At 68.9% G+C, this 17,430-nt stretch carries 17 protein-coding genes; 16 read left to right on the plus strand and 1 reads right to left on the minus strand.

Annotation, left to right across the window (positions count from 1 at the left end):
* Window positions 1–128: 128 nt before the first annotated feature.
* The gene (locus DMC61_RS04680) at window positions 129–959 is read right to left on the minus strand and encodes an inositol monophosphatase (RefSeq protein ID WP_043847870.1); all 831 of its coding nucleotides are present in this window, start codon (window positions 957–959) and stop codon (window positions 129–131) included.
* Window positions 960–1,069: 110 nt separating this feature from the next.
* Here DMC61_RS04680 and DMC61_RS04685 point away from each other — a divergent pair, with 110 nt between their 5' ends.
* The 16 genes from DMC61_RS04685 to nuoK all read left to right on the plus strand — a co-directional run bounded on the left by DMC61_RS04685 (window position 1,070) and on the right by nuoK (window position 17,421).
* Entirely contained in the window at window positions 1,070–2,188 is a 1,119-nt protein-coding gene (locus tag DMC61_RS04685; protein WP_199749887.1) for a glycosyltransferase family 1 protein, read from the plus strand.
* Between the two features lie 2 nt (window positions 2,189–2,190).
* Window positions 2,191–3,294 (plus strand): glycosyltransferase family 1 protein, encoded by a 1,104-nt coding sequence (locus tag DMC61_RS04690; RefSeq protein WP_125687005.1) that lies wholly within the window; start codon window positions 2,191–2,193, stop codon window positions 3,292–3,294.
* 69 nt (window positions 3,295–3,363) lie between these two features.
* Window positions 3,364–4,134 carry an AfsR/SARP family transcriptional regulator gene (locus tag DMC61_RS04695; RefSeq protein WP_063272803.1) on the plus strand — a complete coding sequence of 257 codons (771 nt, stop codon included), beginning with the start codon at window positions 3,364–3,366 and terminating at the stop codon, window positions 4,132–4,134.
* Between the two features lie 68 nt (window positions 4,135–4,202).
* Window positions 4,203–4,901, plus strand: coding sequence for a class I SAM-dependent methyltransferase (locus DMC61_RS04700; RefSeq protein WP_063272804.1), 699 nt, complete (start codon window positions 4,203–4,205; stop codon window positions 4,899–4,901).
* Between the two features lie 2 nt (window positions 4,902–4,903).
* Entirely contained in the window at window positions 4,904–6,190 is a 1,287-nt protein-coding gene (locus DMC61_RS04705; RefSeq protein ID WP_125687007.1) for a geranylgeranyl reductase family protein, read from the plus strand.
* Window positions 6,191–6,697: 507 nt separating this feature from the next.
* Window positions 6,698–7,105 carry an NADH-quinone oxidoreductase subunit A gene (locus DMC61_RS04710; protein WP_037335926.1) on the plus strand — a complete coding sequence of 136 codons (408 nt, stop codon included), beginning with the start codon at window positions 6,698–6,700 and terminating at the stop codon, window positions 7,103–7,105.
* A 6-nt stretch (window positions 7,106–7,111) separates the two neighbouring features.
* Window positions 7,112–7,660: an NADH-quinone oxidoreductase subunit B family protein gene (locus DMC61_RS04715; protein WP_005151847.1), complete on the plus strand. Its 549-nt coding sequence runs from the start codon at window positions 7,112–7,114 to the stop codon at window positions 7,658–7,660.
* Window positions 7,661–7,665: 5 nt separating this feature from the next.
* Window positions 7,666–8,430 (plus strand): NADH-quinone oxidoreductase subunit C, encoded by a 765-nt coding sequence (locus DMC61_RS04720; protein WP_016330961.1) that lies wholly within the window; start codon window positions 7,666–7,668, stop codon window positions 8,428–8,430.
* Window positions 8,427–9,797 (plus strand): NADH-quinone oxidoreductase subunit D, encoded by a 1,371-nt coding sequence (locus DMC61_RS04725; RefSeq protein ID WP_016330962.1) that lies wholly within the window; start codon window positions 8,427–8,429, stop codon window positions 9,795–9,797. The genes DMC61_RS04720 and DMC61_RS04725 overlap by 4 nt, the downstream gene beginning before the upstream one ends.
* Window positions 9,794–10,666: an NADH-quinone oxidoreductase subunit NuoE gene (gene nuoE / locus DMC61_RS04730; protein WP_038520068.1), complete on the plus strand. Its 873-nt coding sequence runs from the start codon at window positions 9,794–9,796 to the stop codon at window positions 10,664–10,666. Before DMC61_RS04725 ends, nuoE begins: the two co-directional genes overlap by 4 nt.
* A complete protein-coding gene (gene nuoF, locus DMC61_RS04735) occupies window positions 10,666–11,946 on the plus strand; it encodes an NADH-quinone oxidoreductase subunit NuoF (protein WP_016330964.1) in 1,281 nt (426 codons plus the stop codon). The genes nuoE and nuoF overlap by 1 nt, the downstream gene beginning before the upstream one ends.
* Entirely contained in the window at window positions 11,943–14,423 is a 2,481-nt protein-coding gene (locus DMC61_RS04740; RefSeq protein ID WP_125687009.1) for an NADH-quinone oxidoreductase subunit G, read from the plus strand. Before nuoF ends, DMC61_RS04740 begins: the two co-directional genes overlap by 4 nt.
* Window positions 14,420–15,757 (plus strand): NADH-quinone oxidoreductase subunit NuoH, encoded by a 1,338-nt coding sequence (gene nuoH / locus DMC61_RS04745; RefSeq protein ID WP_016330966.1) that lies wholly within the window; start codon window positions 14,420–14,422, stop codon window positions 15,755–15,757. Before DMC61_RS04740 ends, nuoH begins: the two co-directional genes overlap by 4 nt.
* Window positions 15,744–16,283, plus strand: coding sequence for an NADH-quinone oxidoreductase subunit NuoI (gene nuoI / locus DMC61_RS04750; RefSeq protein WP_016330967.1), 540 nt, complete (start codon window positions 15,744–15,746; stop codon window positions 16,281–16,283). The genes nuoH and nuoI overlap by 14 nt, the downstream gene beginning before the upstream one ends.
* Window positions 16,280–17,125, plus strand: a complete 846-nt coding sequence (locus tag DMC61_RS04755; protein ID WP_125687011.1) for an NADH-quinone oxidoreductase subunit J — start codon at window positions 16,280–16,282, stop codon at window positions 17,123–17,125. The genes nuoI and DMC61_RS04755 overlap by 4 nt, the downstream gene beginning before the upstream one ends.
* Window positions 17,122–17,421: an NADH-quinone oxidoreductase subunit NuoK gene (nuoK, locus tag DMC61_RS04760; RefSeq protein WP_005151882.1), complete on the plus strand. Its 300-nt coding sequence runs from the start codon at window positions 17,122–17,124 to the stop codon at window positions 17,419–17,421. The genes DMC61_RS04755 and nuoK overlap by 4 nt, the downstream gene beginning before the upstream one ends.
* Window positions 17,422–17,430 lie beyond the last annotated feature (9 nt).

Genomic DNA, 17,430 nt, shown 5'->3' on the forward strand with positions numbered 1-17,430 from the left:
TCGTCCGTCTGATCACGCGAGTCGTCCGATGCGGCACGCCGGCTTGACGTGCGGAAACGGCGAACTCGCGTGATTGAAGGGACGACACGCGTGATCAGAGGCGTAACTCGCGTGATTGGGGGCGGAACTCAGCCGACCGACTCCCGCCACCAGCCCAGGACCTCGTCCGCCACGCCGGGGGCAGCGACCAAGAGGGCGTCGACGGGTAGGGCGGTGTCCTCGCCGTGCCGGTCCAGGACCACGGCCCCGGCTTCGATGGCCAGCGCGACCGAGCCGGCGACGTCCCACTCGCGGTAGCTGTGCAGCACCGCCGCGGCGGCGTGCCCCAGCGCGACCTGCGCGATCGCCAGCGCCGCCGAGCCGAGCACCCGGACCCCGGCGTGCGCGGCGGCGGCCCGTTCGATGAACTGGCCCATCCCCGGCCAGACGCCCTTGCGCGTGAGTTCGGTGCAGACGATCGCCCCGGCGGTGCCGCAGCGGTCGGTCAGCGTGATCGGCTTGCCGTTCGCCCGGGCGCCGCGGCCGCGCGCGGCGGCGTAGATCTGGGCGCGGTACGGGTCCGCGACCACGCCGACCACCGGGCCGGAAGCGTCGATCAGGGCGAGGCTGTACGCGCACCACGGCACCCCGGCGACGTAGTTCGCGGTGCCGTCGACCGGGTCGACCACCCAGCGGTATTCGGCGACGTCGGCACCGTGGTCGGCACCGAATTCACCGCCGACGACGGGGATGCCGGGGAATTCCGCGGTCAGCACGCGGCGGGTGTGGCGTTCGAGGATCCGGTCGGTGTCGGTGACCCAGTCGAAGGGTGAGTCCTTCGGATCGGGCTGGGCGCCCCGGCCGGCGGTCGCGGTGATCACGTCGGTCGCGTCGTTGGCCAGCCGCCCGGCCACTTCGAGGGCCCTCGACACCAGCCCGGGCTCGACGGGCTGAGGCGGCCTAGACGACAGGAGGGTCATGCCTGCCTAGTGTGGCCGAGCCTGGTTTACGGAACACGACCTTGAGATGACATGTCGTCTGTTCCGTTTTTGTTGGCGTGGCCGTCACAACCGGATGCGACAGTGACCGCGTGCGAGTCGCGATAGTCACCGAAAGTTTCCTGCCCCAGGTGAACGGCGTGACCAACTCCGTGCTCCGCGTCGTGGAACACCTCCGCGACCGCGCGCACGACGTGCTGATCATCGCCCCGGGGCCGGGTCCCGTGGAGTACCTCGGTGCCCCGGTCGTGCGCATTCCCGCCCTCGATTTCCCCGGCGTGAACTCCCTCCCGGTCGGCGTCCCGACCAGGACGGTGCTCACCGCATTGGCCGATTTCGGTCCGGACGTGGTGCATCTGGCGTCGCCGTTCGTGGTCGGCGCCCGAGGGCTCGCCGCGGCCCGGCGGCTGCGGGTGCCGTGTGTCGCGGTGTACCAGACCGACATCGCCGGATTCGCCGCCGCGTACGGCTTCGGTATCGCCGCCCGCGCGGCCTGGCGCTGGGTGCGCCGCCTGCACTCGCGCGCCGACCGCACGCTCGCGCCGTCGACGGATTCGGTGGAACAGCTGAAACTGCACGGGATCCCGCGGGTGCACCGCTGGGCGCGCGGCGTCGACATCGAGCGGTTCTCGCCGGTCCACGCCGATCCCGCGTTGCGTGCCGAGCTGGCGCCGAACGGTGAACTGCTGGTCGGTTTCGTCGGCAGGCTCGCACCCGAGAAGGAGGTCGAACGGCTGACCGCGCTCGCCGGGGTCGACGGGATCCGGGTGGTCGTCGTCGGTGACGGACCGGAGCTGCCGATGCTGCGCGAACGCATCCCAGGCGCTGCGTTCCTCGGCGCCCGCTACGGCGAAGAGCTTTCCGCCGCGTACGCGAGCCTCGACGTCTTCGTCCACACAGGACCGCACGAGACGTTCTGCCAGGCCATCCAGGAGGCGATGGCGTCCGGCCTCCCGGTGCTGGCCCCGGACGCGGGCGGGCCGAAGGATCTGGTCCTGCCCGGCCGCACCGGCTATCTCCTCCCCGCCGACCGGGCAGGGTTCGCGACGGCGCTGGTGGACAAGGTGAACGACCTGCGCGACGAAGCGCTCCGGGCCAGGCTGGGGGAGAAGGCGCGCAAGGTCGTTCTGGGCCGCACCTGGCCCGCGGTCTGTCACGAACTGGTCGGCCACTACGAGGCCGTCCAGGGCAAGATCGCTCGCGCGGCGTAAAGATGCACATCGTCCAGCTGGCCAACTTCTACGGACCACGCTCGGGCGGGCTGCGGACGGCGCTGCATCACCTAGGCGCCGGTTACGTGGCCAGCGGTCATCAGGTGACCCTCGTGGTGCCCGGGCAGCGCTACGCGGACGAGACGCTGCCCTCGGGCGTACGCCGGTTTTCCCTTCCCGCGCCACAGATTCCCGGTACGGGCGGCTATCGCGCGGTCGATCCGCATCGGGTGCGCGCGGTGCTGAAACGCCTGGAGCCGGACAGGCTCGAAGTGTCCGACCGGCTCACCCTGCGCGGCATGGGTGTCTGGGCGCGGCGCAACGGCGTGCCCAGCATGGTGATCTCGCACGAGCGCCTCGACCGGCTGCTGGAGCAGTTCCTGATGCCCGAACCTGTCGCGCGGCGCGTCGCGGACGTCGCGAACCGGCGGATGGCGCGGCACTACGACACGGTGGTCTGCACGACGGCGTTCGCCCGCGCGGAGTTCGACCGGATCGCCGCGCCGAACGTGCGGCGCGTGCCGCTCGGCGTCGACCTCACGACCTTCGCCCCGGCCCGGCGCGACGACGGCTGGCGGCACGCGCTGACCGGGAACGCCGACGCGCTGATCGTCCACTGTGGACGACTGTCACCGGAGAAGCACGTCGAGCGCAGTGTGGACACCGTCGCCGAGCTCACCGAGGCGGGGCACCGCGTACGGCTCGTCATCGCGGGCGACGGGCCCCGCCGCCGGGCGCTGGAACGCCGGGCACGCGGGCTTCCGGTGACCTTCCTCGGCTTCCTCTCCGGACGCGGCGACGTCGCCCGGCTGCTGGCCAGCGCCGACGTCTCCCTCGCGCCCGGTCCACACGAGACGTTCGGACTCGCGGCGCTGGAGGCGCTCGCTTCGGGCACGCCGGTGGTGGTCTCGGCGTCGTCGGCGCTGCGGGAGATCGTGCGGCCCGGCTGCGGTGAGGCCGTCGACGATCGCGCACCCGCGTTCGCGGGTGCGGTCACCGGGCTGCTGGAGAGCCCGGAGGACGCGCGACGTGCGGCGGCGCGGGCCCGCGCGGAGGAATTCGCCTGGCCGAGGGCGGTGCGGGGAATGCTCTCCGCGCACACTTGATCACTTTGTATCTTCTTTGTACAACCGGCATTCATCGTCCCCTCACGCCATCGAGCGAGAGGACGGCACGTGAGGTTCGAAGTACTGGGAACGTTCAGCATCTCTTCCGGTTCGGGGTCGGTCCCGCTGCACGGCCGGATGCGGAGAACGCTCCTCGGCGTGCTGCTGGTCCGGGCGAACACCTTCGTCCCGGTGAATGTGCTCACCGAGGCGCTGTGGGACAGCAAATGGGAGCCGCGGGCGGTGCCGAAGCTGCACTGGCACGTCCACAAGCTGCGGCAGGCCTTGCCCGAGGGCGACCGGCTCGTCTTCGACAACGGCGGCTACCGGCTGGAGGTCCATCCCGGCGAACTCGACGTCGAGACCTTCGAGACGCTGGCGGGCCAGGCGTTGAAGGCCGCGGACCCGGCGCAGCGGGCCTCGCTGATCCGGCAGGCCCTCACGCACTGGCACGGCGCGCCCTACGAAGGCCTCGACGTCCCCCTGCTCTCGGACGAGACGATGCGGCTCTCGGAGCACCGCCTGGTCCTGCTCGAAGAGCTCTACCAGGCGGAACTCGACCTCGGGCGGCACGCGAGCGCGGCCGTCGAGCTGGCCGATCTGGTGCGGCGGCACCCCTTGCGGCAGCGTGCCCAGTACCTCCTGATGGACGCCCTGTGGCGAGCCGGCCGCACATCCGACGCGCTGGCGGCGTACCGGCGTGCGCGCCGGATCTCGGTCGATCAGCTCGGCCTCGAACCGGGGCCGGAACTGCGGTTGCTGGAGCGGAGGATCCTCGCCGGCGAGGTCGCGGGGGCCGGTGCGCACCGTGCCCCGGCGTTGCTTCACCGGGCCAGGTGAACCTACGGGCTGTCGCTTTGCTCCCGCTTGGGTGACCTGTCTCAGGGCCTCGGGGTTAGTGTTCGGGTATGTCCCGAGCGAGTCTTGACAAGGATCCGCACGAAGTCGCCGCCATGTTCGACGACGTCGCGGACGGCTACGACCGCGCGAATTCGTTCATGACCTTCGGCTTCGACCGCCGCTGGCGCACCATCACCGGCCGGGTGCTGGACGCCAAACGCGGGGAGAAGGTGCTGGACCTCGCGGCGGGCACCGGCGTGTCCACCGTCGAGTACGCGCGCAACGGCGCGTGGTGCCTCGCGGCGGACTTCTCGGTCGGCATGCTCAAGGCGGGCAAGCATCGCGGCGTCCCGATGGTGGCCGCCGACGCGATGAAGCTGCCGTTCGCCGACGGCAGCTTCGACGCGGTGACCATCTCGCTCGCGCTGCGGAACTTCGTCGACACCAAGGCCGCGCTCACCGAGATCGCGCGGGTGGTCAAACCGGGCGGCCGTCTGGTGATCTGCGAGGTGTCGACGCCCACATTCCCGCCGATCCGCTTCCTGCACCGGAAGTTCATCGCGAAGCTGCTCACCTGGGTCGGCGCCAGGACCTCGTCGAACCCCGAGGCCTACTCCTACCTGGCCGAATCCATGCTGGCGTGGCCGGATCAGCGGACGCTGGGCGAGATCATCGCGAGCGCCGGGTGGACCGAGGTGGAGTGGCTGAACCTCACGTTCGGCGTCGTCGCCATCCACCGCGCCAAAAAGCCCTCTGTAGATTCTTAGACATGACCCGTCGCAACGCAGACCACGACGCCGAAGTCATCGTCGTCGGTGCCGGACCGGCCGGCTCCACCGCCGCCACGTACCTCGCCCGCGCGGGCGTCGACGTGCTGCTGCTGGAGAAGACCGAGTTCCCGCGCGAGAAGGTGTGCGGCGACGGCTTGACCCCGCGCGGCGTCAAGCAGCTCATCGACCTCGGGATCGACACCAGCGAGGACGCAGGCTGGGTGCACAGCCGCGGCCTGCGAATCCTCACCGGCGAGCTCACGCTGGAGCTCGACTGGCCGGACCTCACGAGCTACCCGCCGTACGGCGTTTCGCGGACCCGGCAGGACTTCGACGACCTACTCGCGAAGACCGCGGTGAAGGCGGGCGCGCGGCTCTACGAGCGCACGACCGTCACCGGCGCCGTGACCAGCCCGACCGGTCGCGTGATCGGCGTCGAGGCGAAGGTCGGCCCGGAGAAGACGCCGGTGAGCTACCGCGCTCCGCTGGTGCTGGCCTGCGACGGCGTCTCCGCGCGGCTCGCGCTGAGCGTCGGCATCCAGAAGAACGAGAAGCGCCCGATGGGCGTCGCGGTGCGGCAGTACTACAAGAGCCCGCGTCACGACGACCCGTTCATCGAGGGCCACCTGGAGCTGTGGGACCGCTCGGACCCGCGCGACCCGAAGCTGCTGCCCGGCTACGGCTGGGCGTTCCCGCTGGGCGACGGCACGGTGAACGTCGGCCTCGGCATGCTGTCGACGTCGGCCGCGTTCCGCAGCACCGACTACCGCGCGCTGCTGCGCCAGTGGCTCGACGGGACGCCCGAGGAATGGGGCTACCGCGAGGAGAACGCCATCGGCAAGGTCGGCGGCGCCGGTCTCCCGATGGGCTTCAACCGCACCCCGCACTACCGCGACGGCCTGCTGCTGCTCGGCGACGCGGGCGGCATGGTCAGCCCGTTCAACGGCGAGGGCATCTCGGCCGCGATGGAGTCGGCGCAGCTGGCGTCGGAGTTCGTCGTGCAGGCGCTGGCGCGGCGCGAAGGACCTTCGCGTGAGCGTGCCCTTGAGGGCTACCCGCGCGCCGTCGCGGAGCTCATGGGCGGCTACTACCGGCTCGGCAACGTGTTCGCGAAGCTGATCGGGAAGCCGAAGGTCATGCACGCCGCGACGAAGTACGGCCTCCGGATCAACTCGATCCTTCCGTTGGTGTATAAGGGACTTTCGGGTTGCTACGACGCCAAGGGCGGGGACGGCGTCGACCGCCTCATCGCTGCTCTGGCGCGGGCGACTCCCTCCCCACGCTGACGCCACGCATTTCGTCCTCTGAATGCGGTAGTTCGCCCTCCGAACCACCGCATTCAGAGGACGAAATGCTGTGCGCCACGGCCCGCCACCACACGTCTGGACCAGTCACGGGTACTCCGCGCAGTGGTATCGGTCACAGGACAAATGCGGTCAAACAGCCCCCTGAAGCCGATCTTGAGAACGACGTCGCAGGTCACCGGTACCGCACGCCGGAACTAACCGTACTGGCCGTGCGGTCAAGTTAGGGCAGCCTTATAGCACGGGGCCTAGGGACAAGAATGTGAGTCACGTCCTACACTCGCCCCATGCTTTGTGAATCGCTTCACATCCTCGACGGGAGGCTTGTGAACTATTTCACAAGCAAGGAGGCCGTCATGCACGGCCCGTAAGGGTTGCCTAACCCTCGGCGGTGTGACCCAGGTGACTTAGGGTGCCGACCGAGGGAAGCGGTGAACCCCGACTCGAAAACCGCAGCGGCGCGGAAAGGATGGCGAAAACCCCGTGCTGATGTTGCCCGTGCTGGCCCAGGCGGACACCTCGAAGGTGCCCAACCTGGACATGTACCTCCCCCTGGTCCTCCTGTTCGTCCTCGCTCTCGCGTTCGCGGTGCTTTCGGTGCTGCTCGGCCCGCTCGTCGGCCCGAGCCGGGCCAACAAGGCGAAGCTCGCGGCCTACGAATGCGGTATCGAACCGTCGCCGCAGCCGGTCGTCGGCGGCGGCCGGATGCCGGTCGCGTACTACATCACCGCGATGCTGTTCATCCTGTTCGACATCGAGATGGTCTTCCTCTACCCGTTCGCGGTCTCCGCGGACGCGCTGGGCATGTTCGGCCTGGTGGAGATCGTGCTGTTCATCGCGACGGTCGGTTTCGCGTACGCCTACGTGTGGCGTCGCGGCGGCCTGGATTGGAACTAGAGAAGCATGGGCCTCGAAGAAAAACTCCCCAACGGCATCCTCCTGGCCAGTCTCGAAGGCCTGGTGAACTGGGCCCGCAAGAACTCCATGTGGCCCGCCACCTTCGGTCTCGCCTGCTGTGCGATCGAGATGATGACCGTCGGCGGTTCCCGCTACGACATCGCGCGCTTCGGCATGGAGCGCTTCAGCGCGACGCCGCGCCAGGCCGATCTGATGATCGTCGCCGGCCGTGTCACGCAGAAGATGGCGCCGGTGCTCCGCCAGATCTACGACCAGATGGCCGAGCCCAAGTGGGTGCTGGCGATGGGCGTCTGCGCCTCGTCCGGCGGCATGTTCAACAACTACGCCGTGGTGCAGGGCGTCGACCACATCGTCCCGGTCGACATGTACCTCCCCGGCTGCCCGCCGCGCCCCGAGATGCTGCTCGACGCGATCCTGAAGCTGCACGCCAAGATCCAGGACGAGCCGATCAACGCCCGCCGGGCCGCGATCCGCGCCGCCAGCGGTGAGCGCACCGAGCTGATCGCCTCCTCGATCAAGTACGCGAAGAAGTGAGCGACGTGCCCGAAGAAAACTCCCCCGAAACCCCGGAAACCGGCGGCGAGCAGTCCAGCGCCGAACGGCCCGCAGGCGGCCTCGAACCGCAGGGCACCCGCCCGGCCGAGCCGGTCGTCACCGGTAAAGAGCGCCAGGGCATGTTCGGCGTCCGCGGCACCGGTGACACCTCCGGTTACGGCGGCGTCCGCCTCCCCGCGTACAGCCCGCCCCCGGCGGAGCGCCCGTACGGCGGCTGGTTCGACGAGTTCGCCGACGAGTTCTACGCGGCCTTGGCGGACAACAAGATCCCGGCGAACGCGATCCAGCAGACGACGGTCGACCGCGGCGAGATCACCTTCTACGTCTCCCGCGAGCACCTCGTCGAGATCGCCAAGGTCCTGCGCGACGACGCCGGTCTCCGCTTCGAACTGCTCAGCTCGGTGTCCGGCGTCGACTACGGCGTCGACGTGCCGCAGCGGCTGCACTCGGTCTACCACTTCACGTCGATGACCTACCGCCGCCGCATCCGGCTCGAGGTGACCCTCGACATCGAAGACCCGCACGTCCCGTCTCTGGTCGGGGTCTACCCGACGGCCGACTGGCAGGAGCGGGAGGCCTGGGACATGTTCGGCATCGTCTACGACGGCCACCCGGCGCTGACCCGCATCCTCATGCCGGACGACTGGGACGGTCACCCCCAGCGCAAGGACTACCCGCTCGGCGGGATCCCGGTCGAATACAAGGGCGCGGAGATCCCGCCGCCGGACCAGCGGAGGTCGTACTCGTGAGCACCGAACACCTCTCAGACGTCACCACGGGCACCGACACTTCGCCCGAGGGCAGCGACAGCGTCGAGTACGCCGACTCCCGCGAGACCACCGAAGGCCGCGTCTACACCGTCTCCGGCGGTGACTGGGAAGACCTCATCGAGGACTCCCGCCACGACGAGCGCATGGTCATCAACATGGGCCCGCAGCACCCGTCGACGCACGGCGTGCTCCGGCTCGTGCTGGAGATGGAGGGCGAGACCGTCACCCAGCTCCGCTCGGTCATCGGCTACCTGCACACCGGGATCGAGAAGAACTGCGAGTACCGCACGTGGACCCAGGGCGTCACCTTCGTGACGCGCATGGACTACCTCGCCCCGCTCTCGACCGAGATGGCGTACTGCCTCGGTGTCGAGAAGCTGCTCGGCATCCAGGCCCCGCGCCGCGCCGAACTGCTGCGCGTGATGCTGCTGGAGATCAACCGCATCGGCTCGCACCTGGTCTACATCGCCACCGGCGGCATGGAACTCGGCGCCACCACGGCGATGACGCTCGGTTTCCGTGAGCGCGAAGAGGTCCTGCACCTGCTGGAGCACCTAACCGGTCTCCGGATGAACCACGCGTTCATCCGTCCCGGCGGGCTCGCGCAGGACATGCCCGCCGACTACCACGAGGTGGTCAGCCAGTTCGTCAAGACGATGGACGAGCGGCTTCCCTTGTACGACAAGCTCTTCACCGGGCAGCCGATCTGGCGCAACCGGCTCAAGGGCGTCGGGTACCTGCCGGTCGACGCGTGCCTCGCGCTCGGCGTCACCGGCCCGGTGCTGCGCAGTGCGGGTCTCCCGTGGGACATGCGCAAGACCGAGCCGTACTCCCGTTACGAGGAGTTCGAGTTCGACATCCCGACCTCGACCGAGGCGGACTGCTGGGCGCGCTACCTGCTGCGTGTCGAGGAGATGCACCAGAGCCTGCGGATCATCAAGCAGTGCCTGAAGAAGCTCGAGCCGGGCCCGGTCATGGTCGAGGACAAGAAGGTCGCCTGGCCGGCGCAGCTCTCGATCGGCAGCGACGGCATGGGCAACTCGCTCGAGCACGTCCGCAAGATCATGGGCCAGTCGATGGAGTCGCTGATCCATCACTTCAAGCTGGTCACCGAGGGCTTCAAGGTCCCGCCGGGCCAGACCTACACCTCCGTGGAGTCGCCGCGCGGTGAACTCGGCGTGCACCTGGTCTCCGACGGCGGCACCAGGCCGCTGCGGGTCCACGTGCGCGAACCGAGCTTCGTGAACCTGCAGTCGATGCCCGCGATGGCCGAAGGCGGCCTGGTGGCGGACGTGATCGCCGCCATCGCCTCGATCGACCCCGTCATGGGGGGAGTGGACCGTTGAGCACCCAGCCCGAAACGACACCGACGCCCGAGCCCGGCACCAGCCTGGCCGAGCAGACCCACATCGCCGCCGGTGGCGACGTCGACGTGATCGCGATCGCGCCGGATCCCGCCGAGGCGGAAGGGATCCTGGAGAACGCGAAGCTCGAAGACATCTTCGACGCCGACACGTACGCCAAGGCGCAGAACCTGATCGCGCGGTACCCGCAGTCGCGGTCGGCGCTGCTGCCGATGCTGCACCTGGTGCAGTCGGTGCAGGGTTACGTGAGCCAGGAGGGCATCGCCTTCTGCGCGCAGAACCTGGACCTCTCCGACGCCGAGGTCAGCGCGGTCGCGACGTTCTACACCATGTACAAGCGCCGCCCGTGCGGCGAGCACCTGGTGAGCGTCTGCACGAACACGCTCTGCGCGGCCATGGGCGGCGACGCGATCTACAAGAAGCTCCAGACGCATCTCGGCTCCGACGAGAAGCCGTTGGGGCACAACGAGACCGCGGGCACGCCGAACGAGCCCGGCTCGATCACGCTGGAGCACGCCGAATGTCTCGCGGCCTGTGACCTCGCCCCGGTCATCCAGGTCAACTACGAGTACTTCGACAACCAGACCGAGGACAAGGCCGTCGCGCTGGTCGACGCGTTGCAGGCGGGCAAGAAGCCCGCCCCGACGCGCGGCGCGCCGCTGACGAACTTCAAGGGTGCCGAACTGCAGCTCGCCGGGTTCTTCCCGGAGGACGCGCAGCAGTACCGCACGGACGTCGACGGTCCTTCGCAGGCCGTCGAAACCCTGCGGGGCGCGCAGGTCGCGCAGGATCGCGGCTGGACCGCGCCCGCGATGAAGGACGTCCCACTGCCCGAAGTGGAGAAGAAGTAATGGCCGATCCCATCACTCCGGTCCTCACGAAGCGCTGGCTTTCGCCCAACTCCTGGACGATCCAGTCCTACGAAGCCCTCGAGGGCTACACCGCGATCCGCAAGGCGCTCAAGGCCACTCCCGAGCAGATCGTCCAGCTGGTCAAGGACTCCGGCCTCCGCGGCCGTGGCGGCGCGGGCTTCCCGGCCGGCATCAAGTGGTCCTTCATGCCGCCGAACGAGGACAAGCCGCACTACCTCGTCATCAACGCCGACGAGGGCGAGCCGGGTACCTGCAAGGACATCCCGCTGATGATGGCGGACCCGCACTCGCTGATCGAGGGCTGCATCATCGCCTCGTACGCGATGCGTTCGCACCACTGCTTCATCTACGTCCGCGGCGAGGCGCTGCACTGCATCCGCCGCCTGAACGCGGCCGTGCGCGAGGCGTACGAAGCGGGCTACCTCGGCAAGAACATCCTCGACTCGGGATTCGACCTCGACATCACCGTGCACGCGGGCGCCGGGGCGTACATCTGCGGCGAGGAGACGGCGCTGCTGGACTCGCTGGAAGGCCGTCGCGGCCAGCCGCGGCTCAAGCCGCCGTTCCCGGCCGCCGCGGGCCTCTACGCCGCGCCGACCACGGTGAACAACGTCGAGACCATCGCCAGCGCGCCGTACATCGTCAACGGCGGTTCGAGCTGGTTCCGCGAGATGGGCCGCGAGAAGTCGCCCGGCCCGAAGATCTACTCGATCTCCGGCCACGTCGAGAAGCCCGGCCAGTACGAATGCCCGCTCGGCACCACGCTGCGCGAGCTGCTGGACATGGCGGGCGGCATGAAGGACGGCATCCCGCTGAAGTTCTGGACGCCGGGTGGTTCGTCCACGCCGATGTTCACCGCCGAGCACCTCGATGTTCCGCTGGACTTCGAAGGCGCGGCGGAAGCCGGGTCGATGCTGGGCACGACGGCCGTGCAGGTCTTCAACGAGACCGTTTCCGTGCCGTGGGCCGTGATGAAGTGGACGCAGTTCTACGAGCACGAGTCCTGCGGCAAGTGCACGCCGTGCCGTGAGGGCACGTACTGGCTGGCGCAGATCCTGGAGCGCATGGTCGAGGGCAAGGGCACCGAGGAGGACATCGACACCCTGCTCGACGTCTGCGACAACATCCTCGGCCGCTCGTTCTGCGCGCTCGGCGACGGCGCGGTCTCGCCGATCCAGAGCGGTATCAAGTACTTCCGGGATGAATTCCTGGCTTTGTGTCAAGCAAACAAGCGCGAATTGGTGGGGGCGCAGGCATGACGATCGCACCCGACAAGCCCGGGACGTCCACAGAGGACACTCCGGTCCCCGAGGGCCACGTCAAGCTGGTCATCGACGGTGAAGAGGTCATCGCGCCCAAGGGCGAGCTGCTGATCCGCACCGCCGAACGGCTCGGCACGGTCATCCCGCGCTTCTGCGACCACCCGCTGCTCGACCCGGCCGGTGCCTGCCGCCAGTGCCTGGTCGAGGTCGAAATGGGCGGCCGCCCGATGCCGAAGCCGCAGGCCTCGTGCACGATGACGGTCGCCGACGGCATGGTCGTGAAGACCCAGCTGACCTCGGCCGTCGCGGACAAGGCCCAGCAGGGTGTGATGGAGCTGCTGCTCATCAACCACCCGCTGGACTGCCCGATCTGCGACAAGGGCGGCGAATGCCCGCTGCAGAACCAGGCGCTCGCGCACGGCCGCGCGGACTCACGCTTCGTCGACACGAAGCGGACGTTCCCGAAGCCGCTGCCGATCTCCTCGCAGGTGCTGCTGGACCGCGAACGTTGCGTGCTCTGCCAGCGCTGCACCCGGTTCTCCCGCGAGATCGCCGGCGACCCGTTCATCGAGCTCCTCGAACGCGGCGCCCACCAGCAGATCGGCACCGCCGAGACCGCGGACGTGCTGGACCTGGCTTCGCGGACGACGTCGGGCCAGCCGTTCCAGTCGTACTTCTCCGGCAACGTCATCCAGATCTGCCCGGTCGGCGCGCTGACGTCGGCCGCGTACCGGTTCCGTTCGCGGCCGTTCGACCTGGTGTCCTCGCCGAGCGTGTGCGAGCACTGCTCGTCCGGCTGCGCCGAGCGGACCGACTTCCGCCGCGGCAAGGTCATGCGGAAGCTCGCGGGCGACGACCCCGAGGTCAACGAAGAGTGGCTCTGCGACAAGGGTCGCTTCGCGTTCCGTTACTCGACCGCGGACGACCGCATCCGCCGTCCGCTGGTCCGCAACGCCGACGGTGTGCTGGAAGAGGCTTCCTGGACCGACGCGCTGCGCGCGGCCGCCGAAGGGCTGGCCAAGGCACGCGACGGCAAGGGCGCCGCTGTGCTGACCGGTGGCCGTCTGACCGTCGAGGACGCCTACGCGTACTCGAAGTTCGCGCGGATCGCCTTGGGCACCAACGACATCGACTTCCGCGCCCGCCCGCACTCGGCCGAGGAGCTGGGCTTCCTCGCGTCGCACGTGGTCGGGACAACGTCGGAAAGCGGAGTCACCTTCGGCGAGATCGAGCGGGCGCGCACGGTGCTGTGCGTCGCGTTCGAGCCGGAGGACGAAGCGCCGATCGTGTTCCTGCGGCTGCGCAAGGCGGCCCGCAAGAACCGCACCCGCGTCGTCCACTTGGGACAGTGGACCACCTCGTCGGTCCGCAAGACCTTCGGCGAACTGCTGGCCTGCGCGCCGGGTGCCGAGGCCGCCGCGATCGACGGCATCGCGCAGCACGCGCAGGACGTCGACCAGGCATTGGCCTCGGAAGGCGCCGTGATCCTCGTCGGCGAGCGTGCCGCCGAGGTCCCGGGTCTCTTCTCGGCCCTGCACCGGCTGGTGGAGCGCACCGGCGCCCGGCTCGCGTGGATCCCGCGTCGTGCGGGTGAACGCGGTGCCCTGGCGGCGGGCGCGGCGCCGACGCTGCTGCCGGGTGGCCGCTCGGTCGCCGACGCCGAGGCTCGCGCCGAGGTCGAAAAGGCTTGGGGCGTCACGCTTCCCGCCACGGAAGGCCGCGACACCACCGCCATCCTCAAGGCCGCTTCGGGCCAGGACATCGACGGCCTGCTCGTCGGCGGCGTCGACCCGGACGACCTGCCGGACCCGGACCTGGCCCGTCGCGCGCTCGAGAACGCGAAGTTCGTGGTGAGCCTGGAACTGCGGCACAGCGGGGTCACCGAGCACGCGGACGTCGTCCTCCCGATCGCCCCGGCGGTCGAGAAGGCGGGCAGCTACCTGAACTGGGAAGGCCGCCGCCGCGAGTTCGCCGTCACCCTCGAAGGCACCGGCGCCCTGCCGGACTGCCGGGTGCTTGACACCCTCGCCGTCGAGATGGACGCGGACCTGTTCACCCAGACCCCGGCCGCCTCCGCCGCCGATCTGGCCAAGCTGCCTGCTAGGAAAGGCTCCTTCCTTGCAGAATTTGCAAGTAAAGGACCTTTCATTGCACGCGCCGAGCCCAAGAACGGCCAGGTCCTCCTAGCCACCTGGCGCCAGCTGATCGACAACGGTTCGCTGCAGGACGGCGAGCCGCACCTCAAGGGCACCCAGCGCGAGGTCGTCGCCAAGCTCTCGGCGAAGACCGCCGAAGGCCTGGGCGGCAGCGTCAAGGTCTCCACCGAACGCGGTTCCATCACGTTGCCGATCGAGGTCGCCGACCTGCCGGACGGCGTCGTGTGGCTCCCGGGCAACTCCGACGGCTCGGCCGTCCGCGCCTCTCTCTGCGCGGGCCACGGCTCGGCCGTCACCCTCACCGGAGGTGAGAAGTGACTCCGTTGCTCAGCCAGATGCCGGACGCCGCCGAGCGGGCGGCGCTGCTGGCGGACGACCCGTTGTGGCTGGTCCTGCTCAAGACGGTCGTCATCCTGCTGATCGGCCCGATCCTGACGATCTTCCTGATCGTCTGGGAGCGCAAGGCCGTCGGCCGGATGCAGAACCGTCCCGGCCCCAACCGGGTCGGGCCCGGCGGCTACCTGCAGTCCCTCGCGGACGCGATCAAGCTGCCGTTCAAGGAACAGATCATCCCGGACACCGCCGACCGCAAGGTGTACTTCCTCGCGCCGGTGATCTCCGCGGTGCCGGCGCTGATCGCGCTGGCGGCGATCCCGTTCGGGCCGGTCGTCTCGATCTTCGGTGAGCGGACCGTGCTCCAGCTGGTCGACCTGCCGGTCGGCGTGCTGGTGATCCTCGCCTGCTCATCGATCGGGGTGTACGGCCTGGTGCTGGCGGGCTGGTCGTCCGGCTCGCCGTACCCGCTGCTCGGCGGCCTGCGGAGTGCCGCCCAGGTGATCTCCTACGAGATCGCGATGGGTCTGTCGATCGTCGGCGTGATCCTCTACTCGGGCTCGATGTCCACCTCGGCGATCGTCGACTCCCAGCAGACCGGCTGGTACTTCTACCTGCTGCTGCCGAGTTTCGTGATCTACCTGATCTCCATGGTCGGTGAGACCAACCGCGCGCCGTTCGACCTCCCCGAGGCCGAATCCGAGCTGGTCGGCGGTTTCCACACCGAGTACAGCTCGATGAAGTTCGCGATGTTCTTCCTCGCCGAGTACGTCAACATGGTGATCGTCTCGGCGTTCGCAACCACGTTGTTCCTCGGTGGCTGGAAGTTCCCGTTCGTCGGCGCGGACCACGCGCTGAACCAGGGCTGGCTCCCGCTGATCTGGTTCACCGCCAAGCTGTTCATCCTGCTGTTCGGCTTCATCTGGCTGCGCGGCACGCTGCCGCGGCTGCGGTACGACCAGTTCATGCGCCTGGGCTGGAAGGTCCTGGTGCCGGTCAACCTGGTCTGGATCGTCGTGATCGTCACGGTCCGCGCGATCAAGAACTCGGGTGGCCTGTCCACCCCGCAGATCCTCATCGGCGGCGGCGCGCTCATCCTCGTCGTCGTCATCCTGAGCCTGCTGCTGCCGGACAAGAAGGTCCCAGAAGACGACTACGTTCCGGTGACCGGCGGCGGATTCCCCGTGCCGCCGCTCGACCTGCAGGTCCCGGAGAAGACCCCGCGTCAGAAGGCCCTCGCGAAGGCCGAAGCCCGGGCTGCCAAGCGCAAGCCCGCGGCGGTTTCCAGTGGAAGGGAGGCCGGCGATGGGGATGTTTGATCCCATCAAGGGTTTCGGTGTCACCTTCGGCATGATGTTCAAGAAGGTCGCCACCGAGGAGTACCCGGAGGCGGGCGCTCCCGCGGCTCCGCGGTATCACGGCAGGCACCAGCTCAACCGGCATCCGGACGGGCTGGAGAAATGCGTCGGCTGCGAGCTGTGCGCGTGGGCCTGCCCGGCGGACGCGATCTTCGTCGAAGGCGGCGACAACACCGAAGAGGCGCGGTACTCGCCCGGTGAGCGGTACGGCGCCGACTACCAGATCAACTACCTGCGCTGCATCGGCTGCGGGTTGTGCGTCGAGGCCTGCCCGACCCGGTCCCTGACGATGATCAACTTCTACGAGCTGGCCGACGACGACCGGCAGCGGTTGATCTACACCAAGGAAGACCTCCTCGCGCCGCTGCTGCCCGGTATGGAGCAGCCGCCGCACCCGATGCGGCTCGGCGACAACGAGCAGGACTACTACGTCAACGGTCCAGAACTCGCACGGAAGCCCGCTGAGTCGAAGGAGCCGGTCCAGTGATCACGGCTTTCCTCGCGCAGACGGACGTTTCGGCCGGGATCACCACCGGCGAGACCATCGCGTTCTGGGTGCTCGGCCCGCTCGCGCTGCTCGGCGGACTCGGCATGATCTTCTCCCGCAACGCCGTGCACTCGGCGCTGTGGCTGGTCCTCACGATGCTGTGCCTCGGCGCGCTGTACATGATCCAGCAGGCGCCGTTCCTCGGCTTCACGCAGATCATCGTCTACACCGGCGCGATCATGATGTTGTTCCTGTTCGTGCTGATGCTGGTCGGCCGGGAGAGTTCCGACTCGGTCGTCGAAGTGCTGCGCGGGCAGCGGGTCATGGCGACCCTGCTCGGCATCGGTGTCGGCGGCCTGCTCGCCGCGGGTCTCGCCCGCGCGCTGGCCAACGTCACCCCGGCGCTGCCGCGTGACCCGGCGAACCTCGACGGCGGCGGCCCCGGCGGGCTGGGACGGCTCATCTTCACCAAGTACCTGTTCCCGTTCGAGCTCACCTCGGCGCTGCTGATCACCGCCGCGCTCGGCGCGATGGTGCTCGCGTTCACCGACCGGCACGCCAAGGGCGGCAAGAAGAACCAGAAGGAGATGGTCGTCGACCGGTTCACCGGCAAGCACGACCGGCCTTCGCCGCTGCCCGGCCCGGGTGTGTTCGCCACGGCCAACTCGGTCGCCACCCCGGCGCTGCTGCCCGACGGCTCGATCGCCAGGGAGTCGCTCTCGGAGATCATCGAGTCGACTTCGGCCGCGCAGCTGGAAACCGAGCGTAAGCAGGTCGCCGGAACGGAAGAGGTTCCCGACGCCCACGCGCTCGTAGGTAAGAAAGAAGGGGACGAGGAATGACCCCGACGTACTACCTGCTCCTGTCCGCGCTGCTGTTCGCCATCGGCGCGGTCGGGGTGCTGGTGCGCCGCAACGCGATCGTCGTGTTCATGTGCATCGAGCTGATGCTGAACGCGGCGAACCTGTCCCTGGTCACGTTCGCCCGGATCAACGGGTCGCTGGACGGCCAGGTGATGGCGTTCTTCGTGATGGTCGTCGCCGCCGCCGAGGTCGTGGTGGGGCTCGCGATCATCATGGCGATCTTCCGCACCCGGCGCTCGGCCTCGGTCGACGACACCAACCTGCTGAAGTACTAGGGAGCACCG

It is taken from the genome of Amycolatopsis sp. WAC 04169, from assembly GCF_003947535.1.
GTDB lineage: Bacteria > Actinomycetota > Actinomycetes > Mycobacteriales > Pseudonocardiaceae > Amycolatopsis > Amycolatopsis keratiniphila.

Bases quoted from the DNA above. Each gene is read 5' to 3' on its own strand.
- nuoK (WP_005151882.1), top strand. From the start codon at position 17,122: ATGACCCCGACGTACTACCTGCTCCTGTCCGCGCTGCTGTTCGCCATC.
- DMC61_RS04705 (WP_125687007.1), top strand. From the start codon at position 4,904: ATGACCCGTCGCAACGCAGACCACGACGCCGAAGTCATCGTCGTCGGT.
- nuoF (WP_016330964.1), top strand. From the start codon at position 10,666: ATGGCCGATCCCATCACTCCGGTCCTCACGAAGCGCTGGCTTTCGCCC.
- DMC61_RS04690 (WP_125687005.1), top strand. From the start codon at position 2,191: ATGCACATCGTCCAGCTGGCCAACTTCTACGGACCACGCTCGGGCGGG.
- DMC61_RS04680 (WP_043847870.1), bottom strand. From the start codon at position 959: ATGACCCTCCTGTCGTCTAGGCCGCCTCAGCCCGTCGAGCCCGGGCTG.
- nuoI (WP_016330967.1), top strand. From the start codon at position 15,744: ATGGGGATGTTTGATCCCATCAAGGGTTTCGGTGTCACCTTCGGCATG.
- DMC61_RS04740 (WP_125687009.1), top strand. From the start codon at position 11,943: ATGACGATCGCACCCGACAAGCCCGGGACGTCCACAGAGGACACTCCG.
- DMC61_RS04710 (WP_037335926.1), top strand. From the start codon at position 6,698: ATGTTGCCCGTGCTGGCCCAGGCGGACACCTCGAAGGTGCCCAACCTG.
- DMC61_RS04700 (WP_063272804.1), top strand. From the start codon at position 4,203: ATGTCCCGAGCGAGTCTTGACAAGGATCCGCACGAAGTCGCCGCCATG.
- DMC61_RS04715 (WP_005151847.1), top strand. From the start codon at position 7,112: ATGGGCCTCGAAGAAAAACTCCCCAACGGCATCCTCCTGGCCAGTCTC.